Annotated in this window: 12 protein-coding genes and 1 riboswitch; of the genes, 4 read left to right on the top strand and 8 right to left on the bottom strand. The window is 43.6% G+C overall.

The genetic code is table 11. The features are described from left to right. The first annotated feature begins 159 nt into the window (after positions 1–159). Entirely contained in the window at positions 160–606 is a 447-nt protein-coding gene (locus Vgang_RS00310; protein WP_105903017.1) for an RNA recognition motif domain-containing protein, read from the top strand. Here Vgang_RS00310 and murI read toward each other — a convergent pair. Both murI and Vgang_RS00300 read right to left on the bottom strand, forming a co-directional pair. Beyond that, positions 578–1,384 (bottom strand): glutamate racemase, encoded by an 807-nt coding sequence (murI, locus tag Vgang_RS00305; protein ID WP_406708288.1) that lies wholly within the window; start codon positions 1,382–1,384, stop codon positions 578–580. The two genes, Vgang_RS00310 and murI, sit on opposite strands and share 29 nt — an antisense overlap. A gap of 120 nt (positions 1,385–1,504) precedes the next feature. Further along, positions 1,505–3,316 (bottom strand): TonB-dependent receptor domain-containing protein, encoded by a 1,812-nt coding sequence (locus Vgang_RS00300; RefSeq protein WP_105903016.1) that lies wholly within the window; start codon positions 3,314–3,316, stop codon positions 1,505–1,507. A 39-nt stretch (positions 3,317–3,355) separates the two neighbouring features. Beyond that, positions 3,356–3,583, bottom strand: a riboswitch (cobalamin riboswitch). 168 nt (positions 3,584–3,751) lie between these two features. Between Vgang_RS00300 and trmA the strand changes: the two genes are divergently transcribed. Beyond that, complete coding sequence (gene trmA, locus Vgang_RS00295) at positions 3,752–4,858, top strand: tRNA (uridine(54)-C5)-methyltransferase TrmA (protein ID WP_105903015.1); 1,107 nt, start codon at positions 3,752–3,754, stop codon at positions 4,856–4,858. 72 nt (positions 4,859–4,930) lie between these two features. Here the strand turns inward: trmA and fabR are convergent, their stop codons facing one another. Further along, positions 4,931–5,545: an HTH-type transcriptional repressor FabR gene (fabR, locus tag Vgang_RS00290; protein ID WP_105903014.1), complete on the bottom strand. Its 615-nt coding sequence runs from the start codon at positions 5,543–5,545 to the stop codon at positions 4,931–4,933. A gap of 252 nt (positions 5,546–5,797) precedes the next feature. On the opposite strand from fabR, the gene sthA reads away from it, so the two are divergent. After that, positions 5,798–7,198, top strand: coding sequence for a Si-specific NAD(P)(+) transhydrogenase (sthA, locus tag Vgang_RS00285; RefSeq protein ID WP_105903013.1), 1,401 nt, complete (start codon positions 5,798–5,800; stop codon positions 7,196–7,198). Between the two features lie 74 nt (positions 7,199–7,272). Here sthA and dinF read toward each other — a convergent pair whose 3' ends face one another. The 3 genes from dinF to lexA all read right to left on the bottom strand — a co-directional run bounded on the left by dinF (position 7,273) and on the right by lexA (position 10,278). After that, positions 7,273–8,625: an MATE family efflux transporter DinF gene (dinF, locus tag Vgang_RS00280; protein ID WP_105903012.1), complete on the bottom strand. Its 1,353-nt coding sequence runs from the start codon at positions 8,623–8,625 to the stop codon at positions 7,273–7,275. A gap of 89 nt (positions 8,626–8,714) precedes the next feature. Then, entirely contained in the window at positions 8,715–9,539 is an 825-nt protein-coding gene (locus Vgang_RS00275) for a class I SAM-dependent methyltransferase (protein ID WP_105903011.1), read from the bottom strand. A gap of 115 nt (positions 9,540–9,654) precedes the next feature. Then, complete coding sequence (gene lexA, locus Vgang_RS00270; protein WP_105903010.1) at positions 9,655–10,278, bottom strand: transcriptional repressor LexA; 624 nt, start codon at positions 10,276–10,278, stop codon at positions 9,655–9,657. 274 nt (positions 10,279–10,552) lie between these two features. On the opposite strand from lexA, the gene plsB reads away from it, so the two are divergent. Then, positions 10,553–12,970: a glycerol-3-phosphate 1-O-acyltransferase PlsB gene (gene plsB, locus Vgang_RS00265; RefSeq protein WP_105903009.1), complete on the top strand. Its 2,418-nt coding sequence runs from the start codon at positions 10,553–10,555 to the stop codon at positions 12,968–12,970. 96 nt (positions 12,971–13,066) lie between these two features. On the opposite strand, the gene ubiA is transcribed toward plsB, so the two are convergent. Continuing rightward, positions 13,067–13,924, bottom strand: coding sequence for a 4-hydroxybenzoate octaprenyltransferase (ubiA, locus tag Vgang_RS00260; RefSeq protein ID WP_105903008.1), 858 nt, complete (start codon positions 13,922–13,924; stop codon positions 13,067–13,069). A 5-nt stretch (positions 13,925–13,929) separates the two neighbouring features. Beyond that, the gene (locus tag Vgang_RS00255) at positions 13,930–14,478 is read right to left on the bottom strand and encodes a chorismate lyase (RefSeq protein WP_105903026.1); all 549 of its coding nucleotides are present in this window, start codon (positions 14,476–14,478) and stop codon (positions 13,930–13,932) included. Between the last annotated feature and the right edge of the window lie 99 nt (positions 14,479–14,577).

Here is a 14,577-nt window from a genome sequence, read left to right as displayed (position 1 = left end):
GAAGCAAATCATTATTTTGTGATTATAATTTAAACATTTGAGCAGTATCACAGCAATTCGTTGGTAAATATCGGCTATTAAACGTAAGATCGAAAAGTCTATCTTATACTTATAGACGCATTCTTATTTTTTCTTTTATTCAACTAGTAGTATTCCAATATGAACTCTAAAAAATCGACCGTTATGGTTATTGCTATTGCAGTATTGGGCGCTGTTATTTTTTCAGTAACAGATGTCATCCCAGCATGGGGAAGCTTCTTGATTGGTGTGATTGCCACTTTTGTCGTTACAGCAAACTCTTCATCAAGCCAATCTCAGGACTCATCAGAAAAAGCTTCAACTCAAACACTTTATGTCGGCAACCTGCCTTATAAAGCAAACGAATCCAATGTTCGCCAGTTATTTTCGGAATATGGTGAGGTGTTTGCTGTTCGTCTCATGAAGGACAAGCGTACAGGTAAGCGTCGTGGATTTGGTTTTGTGGTTGTTGCCGAGTCAGATACCGATGGAGTAATTTCAGCACTTAATGAAAAGGATTATATGCAGCGCACTTTAAAAGTTCGTGTTGCTAATGATCCTAAACATGAAGGCGGAATGGCTGAATAGCTTTAAAGCCAAACTGAGCAACCCCTTTATTCAGTGCCGCGCCCTCCCAAGGTGCGGCACTGCTGTATATAGCGTGTTGTTTTTGTAGCACGACTTCACTTTGTTCCAGTTTCAATATCGTTCCAACTCGCTTTGCTATTGCTAGACCAGAGTCCACCAGCACAACCCCACTACCGAATACTTGTGCAATTTCAGCTTTTAATAACGGAAAATGGGTACACCCCAAAACCGCGACATCAATTTGTCCGATGAGTGGCTGCAATATATGCGTTAATTCGTCCAAATTAACGGTTTGACCACGCAGTTTTTCTTCTGCCATGGTAACAAGGCGCGTCGACCCCAGCAGTTTCACATCTGTGTAAGGAGAGAATTCTTCAATCAATTGATGAGTATAAGGTCGCTGAACGGTAGCTGGTGTTGCAATCAGCCCAATCGCTCGTTTGGCAAGTTGAGCTGCGGGTTTAATTGCAGGCACCACTCCGACTACGGGAATCGTAAGCGCTTGTCGTAAATGCGGTAAAACAATAGTGCTAGCCGTGTTACAAGCGATGACGACTATGTCCACCTGCTCTTGCTTAGCCATTGTCACCACAAGGTTCATCACTCGCTCAATCAACACGTGTTCTGGCAATTCACCATAAGGGTAGCCTTCATTATCAAATAAGTAGAGATAATCAAGTTGCGAGTAGCTTTGCTCTATCTGTTGATAGACTGACAAGCCTCCAACACCAGAATCAAAAACCAATACCTTAGGAACTGAAGTAATAGAATTATCCACGCTACCCACTTAAACACTGAAATGCACTGGGTGGCATAATACTCGGCTTATTATGGGAATGGAAATATTGCGGAAATAAAATGAAAGTGCCCCGCTGAGGAGGCACTTAGTTTGTAATCATTAGAATTGGTAAGCAATCGAACCGTAATAAGTCCTTTCAGGTTCAATATAGGTTGACGCAGTTTCATAATCGGCATCGAATAAGTTATCAATACGAGCGGAAACTACCCAATTCGCAGTAAGGTCATAACTTGCCGCCAAATTAACTAGACTGTAGCCATCTAAACGAACGTTACCAGAGTCATAGCGCTTCCCTTGATAGACATAACTTAAGTTCGTTTGCCAATTATCACCTTGATAGCCAACTTGCCATTTATAGTTCTGACGAGCAATACGAACGGCGTCTTGACCACTGTCTTTATCCTCTGGCTTTAAATATTCCAAAGACACTTGGTGGTATAGCGGACCTGTTTCAAAATTCCCCACCCATTCAACGCCTTGAATAATCACATTGTCATTATCGCAAGTTGAATAAACAGGCTGGCAAGAAATCCGATTATCAATATCATTATAAAAACCCGCTAAACGCCAATCTAACCAACTATGCTCACCTTCTAAAGCCACTTCATAGTTGGTTGATTCTTCCGGTTTTAAATCAGGGTTCCCAAAGCCTGGGTAATAAAGGTCATTAAAGGTTGGTGCTTTAAATCCTGTGCCAACATTCGTTGTTAGCCTTAATGATTCAATAAGCTGCCAACCTGCCCCAAATTGCCATGTTGTTTTATCGCCAAATTGTTCATTGTTATCAAAGCGCACACTTCCTTCTAATTGAAGAATTTCACCATTATGACCTAACGTTAAATAGGCTGCTTTATTATCACGTTCTTGCACATCATAAGCAGTATCTGAATCACCAACGTCATTATTTAAATATTCAGCACCAAAACCGATCGAATCCGCTTGAGTGATTAAGACATTATTTCTCCAAGTTACTTGATTGCTTTTAGTGACAGTTTGCGATGAAGGTACATTGTGTTGAGTTTTCGATTTATCCTGACTGTTACCATAAGTCAGATTAGACACAAAACGTTCTGAGGTATAAATCACCTGACCATTAATATTGTAATTATTGGTTTTATTCTGATCAGCGCTCGCGCCCCAAGCTGGATCATAGTCATATTCAGTTTGACCTTGGTGATAATAGCCATTCATACGGATCAACCAGTTATCATCTAACTGCACACCCCAATCAGCGATGACATTTGTATTTTCATAACCATCACGATCATCATTACCAAATTCCGCTACATTATAGCCATCGCTATGCTGATATTGAGCAGTCACATTGGCCCAAGCTTTTTCACTCGGCACCATCGCCACAGATCCCGTATAAGCTTGATAACCATTTGAACCACCCGTCGCTTTCACTGTCCCTGTGCTTTCTTTATTATCACCACGAGTGATGATGTTGATTACCCCTGCACTGGCATCCGCACCATATACGGCCGCGCGAGAGCCGCGTAAATACTCGATCTTTTCCACTCCAGCTAATGGGATTTGGCTAATATCGGCATACCCTAACGTTGCACTACCTAAACGTACGCCATTAAACAGCACTACGACATTATTACTGCCACGTACGTAAACACGAGCGGGTTGATTTGGACCACCATTATGAGTTAATTGAACGCCAGGTAACTGACGCAGAACATCACTCAACGTATTTGCTTGAGAATTAACAATATCTTGTTTAGAAATTTGGATAATAGGGGTAACAAGATTAGTCACAGGCTCAGTACGCTTAGTGGCCGTCACTAGCATCACATCGGTGGTAGCGGATTTTTGCTCAGCAGTTTGAGCATAAGAAGGAAAAGACAGTAATACACCGCTCGCAACAGCACTCAGCCCTGTCGCAATAGTTATTTTTTTCATTTTGTTGTAAGTCCTAAAACGCGAGAAACATAATGAGCATAGCGCTCTGATTCACTGGTAGGTATTCGGACTTAAAGCTCGATAGGCATTGCTCGCTATCTCCTACTCCTTTCGACTTCCCACCCACAGGTAGTGTTTGGCTCTTAACCAGAAAGTTTCGTTCTTATCACCGCTGCGCGTCAGTTCTGGATTTGCACCAAATTCCCTTTTCAGCCACCACTCACTTTGTATAAAAATGAGTCTGGCACCAGCTGTTAGAATCCTAAAGTGCTAAGATTTTGATGTCCACTGATTGTTAACTGAAGTCGATATTTTTCGTTATTTCATGCAAAAAATGGATAGATGCACGACAAAACTGGACATCTGGTGCTCGATGGATAAAATCTGCGCTCCTTGTTCTAAACCTGTTCAGTTGTAACTAAAAGGCTTTCATTTATGGCAAACATCACCCCAAACACCACCAGCTATGCAGAGCAACTCGATGACAAGCTGCAGCGACTAGGCGATATGTTTGCTGAATTCACTACGCCTGACATCGAAGTGTTTGAGTCACCTGAACAACATTACCGTATGCGTGCAGAATTTCGCGTTTGGCATGAAGGCGACGACATGTACTACATCATGTTCGATCAAGCCACCCGCCAAAAGTACCGTGTTGATCAATTTCCCACAGCCAGTCGCTTAATCAATGATTTAATGCCACTGCTGATGGATGCAATGAAAGACAACCCGGTGTTACGCACCAAACTATTCCAAGTGGATTTCTTATCGACGCTAAGTGGTGAAGTATTGGTGTCTTTGCTTTATCACCGCCAATTAGACGATGAATGGCAGCAGCAAGCCCGAGCACTTAAGCAACGCTTAAATGAAGAAGGCTTTAATCTCGATTTGATTGGTCGTGCGCGTAAAATGAAAATCGTCATGGACAGAGATTACGTCGTAGAAAAGCTGAACGTGAATGGCCAACCCTATATTTATCAACAAGTAGAAAACAGCTTCACCCAACCCAACGGCATCGTGGCGCAAAAAATGTTGGAATGGGCAGTGGATTGTACCCAAGACAGCCAAGGCGATTTACTTGAACTCTATTGTGGTAATGGCAACTTCTCATTAGCGCTGGCGCAAAACTTCGAGCGAGTACTGGCTACCGAACTGGCGAAGCCATCGGTCGATTCGGCGCAATACAACATCAAAGCCAATAACATTGATAATGTACAAATCATCCGCATGTCAGCGGAAGATTTTACCGATGCGATGGAAGGAAAGCGCGAATTCCGACGCCTAAAAGATAACGATATCGACTTAACCAGCTACAACTGCAACACCATTTTTGTCGATCCGCCACGTTCCGGCATGGATGAAGGGACTTGTAAAATGGTTCAAGGCTATGAGCGCATCATGTATATCTCATGTAATCCAGAAACACTGAAAGATAATTTAGACATTCTGGCGCAAACCCATAATATCACCCGCTTTGCTTTATTTGATCAGTTCCCATTTACTCATCATATGGAAGTGGGCGTGTTTTTAGAGCGTAAATAAAAACCGAACGTTCAAAAAATAAGGCCGCTGAATATCTGAATATTCAGCGGCCTTGTCGCTTCAAACCATTATTTATTTAGACTTTTTGATTGCGCCTTTCATCAACGTAGTGCCTTTGGCTAACATTCTTAATTGCAAAATCATTCGCTCAGCCAGTGCGTCACGCGCATCAGCTTCAAGATCCAAGGCTTCCGCTCCTGAAGTAAAGACGATAGTCACAGAGGCTTCCGCTTGAATCGCAGCCAATTCAGGTTCAAGACCGGCTCGAACCAAATACTCAGCTAATTCTGCGCCAAAATGTTGGATTTCACGCGCCACCGCTGCACGAAACTCCGCCGAAGTGCCTGAACGCTCACGTAATAATAAGCGAAAAATGTTCGGGCTTTGCTCAATAAACTCCATAAAAGTTTGTACCGAAGTGCGAATTAAACTGCCCTCTGCCACAATGCGCTGACGAGCCTGACGCATCAATTGTCGCAGCAATAAACCACCTTCATCCACCATCACTAAGCCAAGTTCATCCATGTCTTTAAAATGGCGATAGAAAGACGTCGGCGCAATCCCAGCCTCGCGAGACACTTCACGCAAACTTAAATTAGAAAAGCCACGATCTGCACTTAATTGACCAAAGGCGGCATCAATCAAAGAGCGACGCGTTTTTTCTTTTTGTTGAGCTCGAATTCCCATATTGTCTTCTCTTGCTATCAATCTTTGATGATCATTGGGCAACTAATATACCGATAAATCCCTCTTGTACCTAATCACACCAACTGAATTTTCCTCGAAAAAACGAAATTTATCCTGAATCAACTCAATCTCTGTGATCATGACGACTGTCTGCTGCCTCCATCATTTACCCGAAAAATGAATGCGTTAGAATTTGACCTTATTGGATATAAACTCGGTGGGCGCTAAGCTCACATAAACCAAAGGAAGAGCATGATGGATTCAACACACTTTGATGTCATTGTCATCGGCAGTGGCCCGGGCGGTGAAGGTGCTGCTATGGGGCTAGCAAAAGCAGGGCTAAACGTCGCTATCATTGAAAAAGAAAGCAGTGTTGGCGGCGGGTGTACTCACTGGGGCACCATTCCATCAAAAGCCCTCCGTCATGCGGTTAGCCGTATCATCGAATTTAATAACAACCCATTATTTTGCAAAAACAACACCAGTTTAACCGCTTCTTTTTCCGATATTTTAAACCACGCCAAAAGTGTCATTGATAAGCAAACCCGCTTACGCCAAGGATTCTACGACCGCAACAGTTGCTCATTATTATTTGGACAGGCCACGTTTACTGGCCCGAACAGCATTTCTGTCACTCAAGCCGATGGCACCTCTGAAGAATACAGCGCGGATAAATTTGTCATTGCAACCGGCTCTCGCCCATACCAACCGGATGATGTCGATTTCAATCATGAGCGTATTTATAACAGCGACACCATCTTAAATTTAAAGCATGACCCTCGACACATCATCATCTACGGTGCCGGTGTCATTGGCTGTGAATACGCCTCGATTTTCCGAGGATTAGAGGTCAAAACCGATTTAATCAACACTCGTGATCGCTTATTGGCTTTTCTTGATAATGAAACCTCCGATGCCCTCTCCTACCATTTCTGGAATAGTGGCGTGGTGATCCGCAATGATGAAACCTACAGTAAGATCGAAGGTACGGACGATGGCGTCGTCATCCATCTTGAATCCGGCAAGAAGATGAAAGCCGATTGCTTACTGTATGCCAATGGTCGAACCGGTAATACCGACACCTTAAATTTAGAATTGGTTGGTTTAAAAGCCGATTCTCGAGGCCAATTAAGCGTCAATAATAGTTACCAAACTGAAGTTGAGCATGTTTATGCGGTCGGTGATGTGATTGGTTATCCGAGCCTAGCAAGTGCCGCTTACGATCAAGGCCGCTTTGTGGCTCAAGCCATCGCTAAAGGCAAAGCGGATAACTTCTTAATTGATGACATTCCAACCGGGATTTATACCATTCCAGAAATCAGTTCGGTCGGTAAAACAGAGCAAGAGTTAACCGCAGCAAAAGTGCCTTATGAAGTGGGTCGTGCGTCGTTTAAACACTTAGCTCGCGCGCAAATTGCCGGTAAAGACATTGGCAGCTTGAAAATTTTATTCCACCGAGAAACCAAACAAATTTTGGGCATTCACTGCTTTGGTGAACGCGCGGCAGAAATCATTCATATCGGCCAAGCGATTATGGAACAAAAAGGCCCAGCCAATACCATTGAATATTTTGTGAATACCACATTCAACTACCCAACCATGGCGGAAGCCTATCGTGTGGCGGCATTAAATGGTCTCAATCGCTTGTTTTAAGTTAGATTCCAATCATAAATGAAAAAAAGGCGCTAATGGTTCTGTCCATCAGCGCCTTATTCTTATCCGCGAAATTAAGAAGTCGCTTCAATAAAAGTCTGAGCTTTCCATTGCTTAATGAATATGACCGCCAGACCAACACCACGCATTCCCATGAAGCTCAACATGGCAAGCCATAAAGCATGATTGCCCCAAGAAGCGAAACTAAAGTACAGCGCAAAGAAACACAACATCGCCACCAACATACTATTGCGCATGTCTTTGCCTTTGGTCGCGCCCACAAAAATACCATCAAGTAAGAAGCACCACATTGAAACCAGTGGCATCACTACCAGCCAAGGCAGATAAATATCCGCTTGTGCCTGTACATTTGGGATATCGGTGATCAAACGAATGAGTTGGTGACCAAATAAGAAGAATAGCAAAGTCAGCAGTAGGCTACATATCAAACCCCAAAATGAGGTACCGATAAGAGAGTTTAATAACTGCCCACGGCTTTTTGCTCCAACCGCTTTGCCCACCATGGCTTCCATTGCATAGGCAAAACCATCCATGCCATAAGACACCATCATTAAGAAGCTCATTAACACCGCATTTGCGGCCACCACCTGATCACCTAAAGCTGCCCCTTGAAAGGTCATAAAGCTGAATACCGCTTGTAAGCATAAAGAGCGTAAAAAGATATCGCTGTTTAAGCGCAGCATACGACCAATCCCTTGTGTCGCTGATGGCAACAAACTCACCACACTTGGCAGTTGCTGCTTAATCCAAGTACGCATTACAAAAACTAAACCAAGCGCCAAACCGGTATAATCAGCCGCAACCGACGCCCAAGCGGCACCTGCGACTTTCCAATCAAACACCAATACAAACAGCACATCCAAAATAATATTGGCAAGGTTGGTGATAATCACTAGCCACATCGGCGCTCGCGCATTTTGTGTGCCTAATAGCCAACCTAAAATCACAAAGTTGGCCAATGCCGCCGGTGCACTCCATACGCGAATAGAGAAATATTGCATGCCATAGTGTTTCACTTCTTCACTGGCATTACTTAGCGAAAAGATCAAATCAGCAAGGGGAGAATGAAATAATAGAAATACAGCAGCCAAAGACCAGGCCACCAGCATGCCTTGTAGCCAAACTTTCGCCAACTTATGCGCACTCTGCTCACCTTGAGCTTGCGCCGTTAACCCGGTGGTCGCCATACGTAAAAAGCCCAGCAACCAAAACGTCACACTGATCATGGTGCTGCCCAAAGCCACACCGCCGAGATACCAAGCATAATCCAGATGCCCGATGACCGCCGCATCGACCAAACCTAACAAAGGTACGGTAATATTGGAAAGCACCATAGGAATGGCAAGTGTCAGCACTTGTTTGTGTAATGCTCGCTGAGAAAGAATCTGTTGCAACTGTTGGATCACGGAAAACCTCGCTTAGATGAAAGCTCAGTCTACCCTGCTTTTTTTTGTAAAGAAATTCCTAAGCCAATAACGACCTGTTTAAATCATGCTCACCAGCGTAAATGAATGAGGCTCGGCGTGAGACGATGTTTAAGAAAAGGCAATTTGGCCGCCACTCGTTGCCACGCACGCCAACGTTTACAATCGCTCTCAATTGGTGAGTAAGCTTTGATTTGGTAAATCCAGGGCAACCAAGAGACTAAACTGGTTAACGGATTTTTTAATCCATGAGAATAAGGCACACAGCCCATTTTTTTGCCCCAATGGCTCTGCGTTTTGTCCCCCGCTAAAACTAAGCACGCTTCAGCATGAGAAAAATGACGACCAATTTTTTGCACAAAATGTGCCACCTGGTTACGCGGTTGATTCAACAGGGCTTGCTCACACACGACCAATACGGGTGCAGTTTCGGGGATTCTAATTTGCTCTAACCAACTCATATCAGGAACTGAGCCACACATCATGGTGTATCGTTCGCTATGATGAAACAGCCTTTGACGCCACAGCAAGGTTTCATCCACATCCACTTCGATCCAATGACACAAACCATTATCTAAACGATAAAAACGCGTATCGAGCCCAGCGCCAACATTGATGATCCACGCGTTAGGATGATGCTTTAAGAAACGAGCCACTTCCATATCGCACAATTGGGTCAAGGTGACATGAAGTAATTGCTTTTGATCGATATCGCCAGAAAGACACTCATCGGAAAGGTGGCACCGCTGACAAGCACGAGCGGCAATAGGGTCATACACCAAACCATCATCAATCAAACTTTCACGACTACGCAGCCACAATGGTTGCAACAAATCACTCGGGACTTGATACGTTTGTGACGACGATGTTTTACGGTGTTCAGAAGAAAGGCTCATCAATTAACCTCCTGGCGTGAGATTAATTGATGATAATGATTCTCATTTTAACATTCAAGCGTATTAAATCAGTTTTTTACTGATAAGAGCAGTGAGAATAAGAACGGAAAACAGGTTACATCCAAGTGTTATTACGAATAATGCCAACCGCCAAGCCTTCAATGGTTAACTCTTGTTGGGTTAAGTCCACTTCAATTGGGCTAAACTCTTCATTCTCTGCATGCAGCAATACTTTAGAACCTTTACGTTCTAAGCGCTTCACTGTGACATCGTCATCCACGCGAGCGACAACCACTTGCCCATCACGTACATCTTGAGTCTTGTGTACCGCAAGCAAATCGCCATCAATAATACCGATGTCTTTCATACTCATGCCATGTACACGCAATAAGAAATCCGCTTGTGGTCGAAACATAGATGGATCAACTTGATAATGGCTTTCAACGTGTTCTTGCGCCAAGATAGGTTCACCCGCTGCCACTTGACCAATCAAAGGTAAACCCTGATCTTCCAGCAGTTCTTCTTCGGCTTGCACGATGCGAATACCGCGCGAAGCACCAGGAATAATTTCAATTACATTTTTTCGCGCTAAAGCTTTTAAATGCTCTTCTGCGGCATTAGCGGAACGAAACCCAAGTTCACGAGCAATCTCAGCACGAGTAGGCGGCATTCCGGTCATATCAATCTTATCTTTGATCAGTTCAAAAATTTGTTGCTGGCGAGGCGTTAAGGGCTTCATAATTCACCTGTCTTTTTATACAGTTGACTGTGAGTATATACAGTAAAATAAAATAACTCCAGAGATATGAATCACTTTTTAATCATTTATCCCCAAGTAACTTAATGCGTATATCAATTTGAATCTCATTGAAAAGTCAGGATTTGCTTGGTATTGGGATGATTTGACCGGAATAAGCTAATAGAATGTGGCGTTTTCTGCTATTCTTGCAGCGCATTTGTGGGCCGTTTGTTTTCATTCCCACTGTTTTTTACTTTTGAGGCTATACATTGCTATGTCTTACGGACACCTAGTTTCTCGTTCTCTGCTTAAGTTACCGCTGTCATTGTTGGTAAAAGGTAAAACCATTCCTGCCAATCCGGTGGAAGAGTTAACGATAGATTTAACTAAGCCCATCGTGTATGCGATGCCGTTTGATTCAGACATCGATCTGATCAGCTTGCAAACCCAAACCAAAGCACTCGGTTTACCCGATCCTCTCACTCCGCTCATGGTTAACGGTAAAGAATTTTCACGCTTTGTGTTTTTAACCTCAAAAGGCATCACTCAGCAAAGTAAGCAGGTCTTACCGCAAAAGTCGGTTGAGCTGTTTACTGATTTACTTAAATTGCATCAAGACGACCTAGAGTTGGATATTCAAGTTCTACCTACCGCCATTTTATGGGGTCGTAAACCGAATAAAGAAGGCAAAGAGAAACCATATTTACAAGCGATCAGTGCCTGCCAAAAAAGCCGCTTACTCGTTTCTTCAGGGCGCGATTGTATGATCCGCTTTAGCCCTTTTGTATCACTACGTTATATGGCTGACACGCACGGGGTGGATGAAACCATCGCGCACAAATTGGCTCGTGTGGCTCGCATTCACTTTTCTCGTCAAAAATTAGCCGCATCAGGCCCAAGTTTGCCGCAGCGCCAAGTGCTGTTTAATCGCTTGTTGAAATCGCCTGAAATCCAAAAAGCGATTCAAGACGAAGCGAGCAGTAAAAATATTTCTCTCGAAAAAGCACAAAAACACGCGCAAGACATGCTAGAAGAAATCGCGGCGGATTTCTCTTATACCTTGATTCGTGTTGGCGCTCGATTCCTCGGTTGGTTGTGGAATAAACTGTACCAAGGCTTAAATATCAATAACATGGCAAGCGTGCGTAAACTGGCGCAAGATGGCCATGAAATCATTTATGTGCCTTGCCACCGAAGCCACATGGATTACCTATTATTGTCTTATGTTTTACATCATGAAGGCATGGTACCACCACACATTGCAGCGGGAGTGAACTTAAACTTCTTCCCTGCTGGCCCGATTTTCCGCCGTGGTGGTGCGTTCTTTATTCGTCGCAGCTTTAAAGGCAACAAGCTGTATTCAACCATTTTCCGCGAATATTTGGCTGAGTTGTTTATTAAAGGTTATTCGGTCGAATTTTTCAGTGAAGGCGGACGCTCACGCACTGGTCGCTTATTACAAGCCAAAACCGGCATGCTAGCGATGACAATTCAAACCATGCTGCGTGGCTTAAACCGCCCTGTGACATTAGTTCCTGTTTACATCGGTTATGAACACGTGATGGAAGTCGCCACCTACACCAAAGAGTTGACCGGCAAACGTAAAGAAAAAGAAAGTGCGGGTATGGTTCTGAAAACATTACGTAAATTGCGTAATTTCGGCCAAGGCTACGTCAACTTTGGTGAGCCGATTAACTTGAATCAGTACCTCAATGAAGAAGTACCGGGTTGGTCGAGTAAAGAAAACCAAAATCAAGATGGTCAAAAACCACAATGGATGAACCCTGTTGTGAATAAGTTGGCCAACAAGATGATGACACACATTAACGATGCAGCTGCGGCCAATGCGTTAACGCTCTGTTCGACAGCATTATTAGCCTCCAACCAACGCGCATTGTCACGTAAGAAACTGGAACAACAAATTGAGTGTTACTTAGCTCTGCTGTCGAATGTACCTTATAGCTCAACCAGCACAGTACCCAATGCCACGGCAGCAGAATTAGTCGAGCATGCCGAAAAGCTCGATAAATTCATGGTCGAAGCGGATGATAAAGGTGACATCATTTCACTCGATCGTAGTCAGTCGATTTTGATGACCTATTATCGCAATAACATCATTCACTTGTTTGCCTTACCTTCTTTAATTGCCCACTTAGTGGTGCAAAAAGAACACATTTCACGCCAACAATTACACCATGCTATTGGCTTAATCTTCCCATTCTTAAAAGCGGAATTATTCCTGCATTATCAAGATGATGAACTTGAAGATGTGATTAACAACCATGTTAATGAACTGATCCGCCAACAACTAGTGATAGAACAAGAAGGTGAGTTATCAATTAACCCAGCTCATGTACAAGTGCTGATCTTACTATCGCGCACGATTGTCGAAACCTTGCAACGCTACGCGATAGCACTGACGCAATTGGTTGCCATGCCCGATATTGATAAAGGCTTATTGGAACAACAAAGCCAAAATATTGCGCAGCGTTTAGGCCGCCTGCATGGCATTAATGCACCAGAGTTTTTTGATAAAGGCGTGTTCATCACTCTATTCCAAACTCTCAAGCAACAAGGCTATTTGGAGCAGTCAGAATCAAACCAAACTCAAGTTTTGGTCGACTTATTGGGTGAATTGCTGTCACCGGAAATTCAATTGACGCTACAAGAAAGCATCATGCGCAAAGACTGATTCGATGCTTTACCGTCTAAAAACAAACATGCCGCAAGTGGAAGCACCTGCGGCATGTTTTTCTTTAAAACAATAGAATGAGCGATGAACTAAGAGCTAAAAAATCACACTCAATAGAATCCCTAACGCGATCACCATTCCAGCATAATTATTATTGAGGAAGGCGGTAAAACACGCCTCTCTTTCTCTATCCTTAATCAAGCGCTGTTGATAAACAAATAAAGCAGCCGCGCCTAACACACCCCAATAATACACAGGTGATAATGACATCCAATCACCCAACACCATCAACAGTAATAAACTCGCCAACTGCAATAAACCAATGATTAATTTATCGAAACGACCAAACAAAATCGCGGTCGACTTAATGCCAATTTTTAAATCATCATCTCGGTCAACCATGGCGTATTGAGTATCGTAGGCAATGGTCCACAGCATATTAATCGCGAAAACTAACCACACTTCAGGAGGTAAACTGTTGGATTCAGCTGCCCACGCCATCGGAATCGCCCAGCTGAACGCTAAGCCTAAAAATAACTGAGGGACATGAGTAAATCGCTTCATAAATGGGTAGATAAACGCCAACACCACTCCCACTAAAGACAACTCAATAGTGAGGCGATTCATGCTGAGTACCAATAAGAATGACACCAATACCAGCACGAAAAACAAAACTAACGCTTCTTTACTGCTCACCAATCCTGATGGCAAAGGGCGATTTTTAGTGCGCTTAACATGGCCATCGACTTTGCGGTCCGCAAAATCATTGATCACACACCCCGCTGAACGCATCGTAAAGACACCAAGGACAAACACAATAGTGACATGCCAATCTGGTAATCCATCTGCGGCCAACAATAACGCCCACAAGGTTGGCCACAAAAGTAATAAAGAGCCAATGGGACGATTCATTCGAGTTAACTGCCAATACGCAGCCGCTTTTTCCATAGTCATTGCTTTCATTCCTTGCGATAAATAGGCGATGGTGGCAAAAATAACTCTGCCACTAACATCGGCTTATTATTCATCCATAAACGCGAACTGCGTGCTGCTAATTGTCCTAACGGCGAGTCAACCGTGCCTAAATGTAACTGGTCACGTGCAACCTGTTGGGCTTGGAATACCGTCAAGCCAAGAGGCTTCTCACCTATCTGAGATAAATCAAACTGCTCATCACTTAATGACGAGCGGGGAATAATTGTGCTGCCAAGCAACCAAGGCTCACCATCAGCGGCCAAAATCACATCTCGGACCAAACAATCTTGGTCATCACATGAATGCTCAAACAACATCGATTTTTGAAAGTCAGTCAATTCATGCACTGGCACTAACTGATTACGCACCACTTCAGCCACTAATCGTTGGCATTGTTGAGAAAAGAGCTGAGACAGTGAGCCTTGCTCTTGCAACCATTGCGGATCATGCTGCTCAGAGAATGAAAACTCGGCCGCGTGTTGCCAATCAAGCCCTGAAAAATAACTAAAGTAAGAAGAGTAGCGTTGTTTCATCATATCCATATCATCGAGATCTTACAGCCAGTCGCCATTGTATCAACAGAAATCCATTGCGGATATCTAAGCCATAGGCTCTTAAACACAATAAAGGCA

Origin of the sequence: Vibrio gangliei (genome assembly GCF_026001925.1) — a bacterium.
Classification (GTDB): Bacteria; Pseudomonadota; Gammaproteobacteria; order Enterobacterales; family Vibrionaceae; genus Vibrio; species Vibrio gangliei.
Note: the sequence above shows the minus strand (reverse complement) of the source record. Positions and strands in the feature narration are given on the sequence as shown.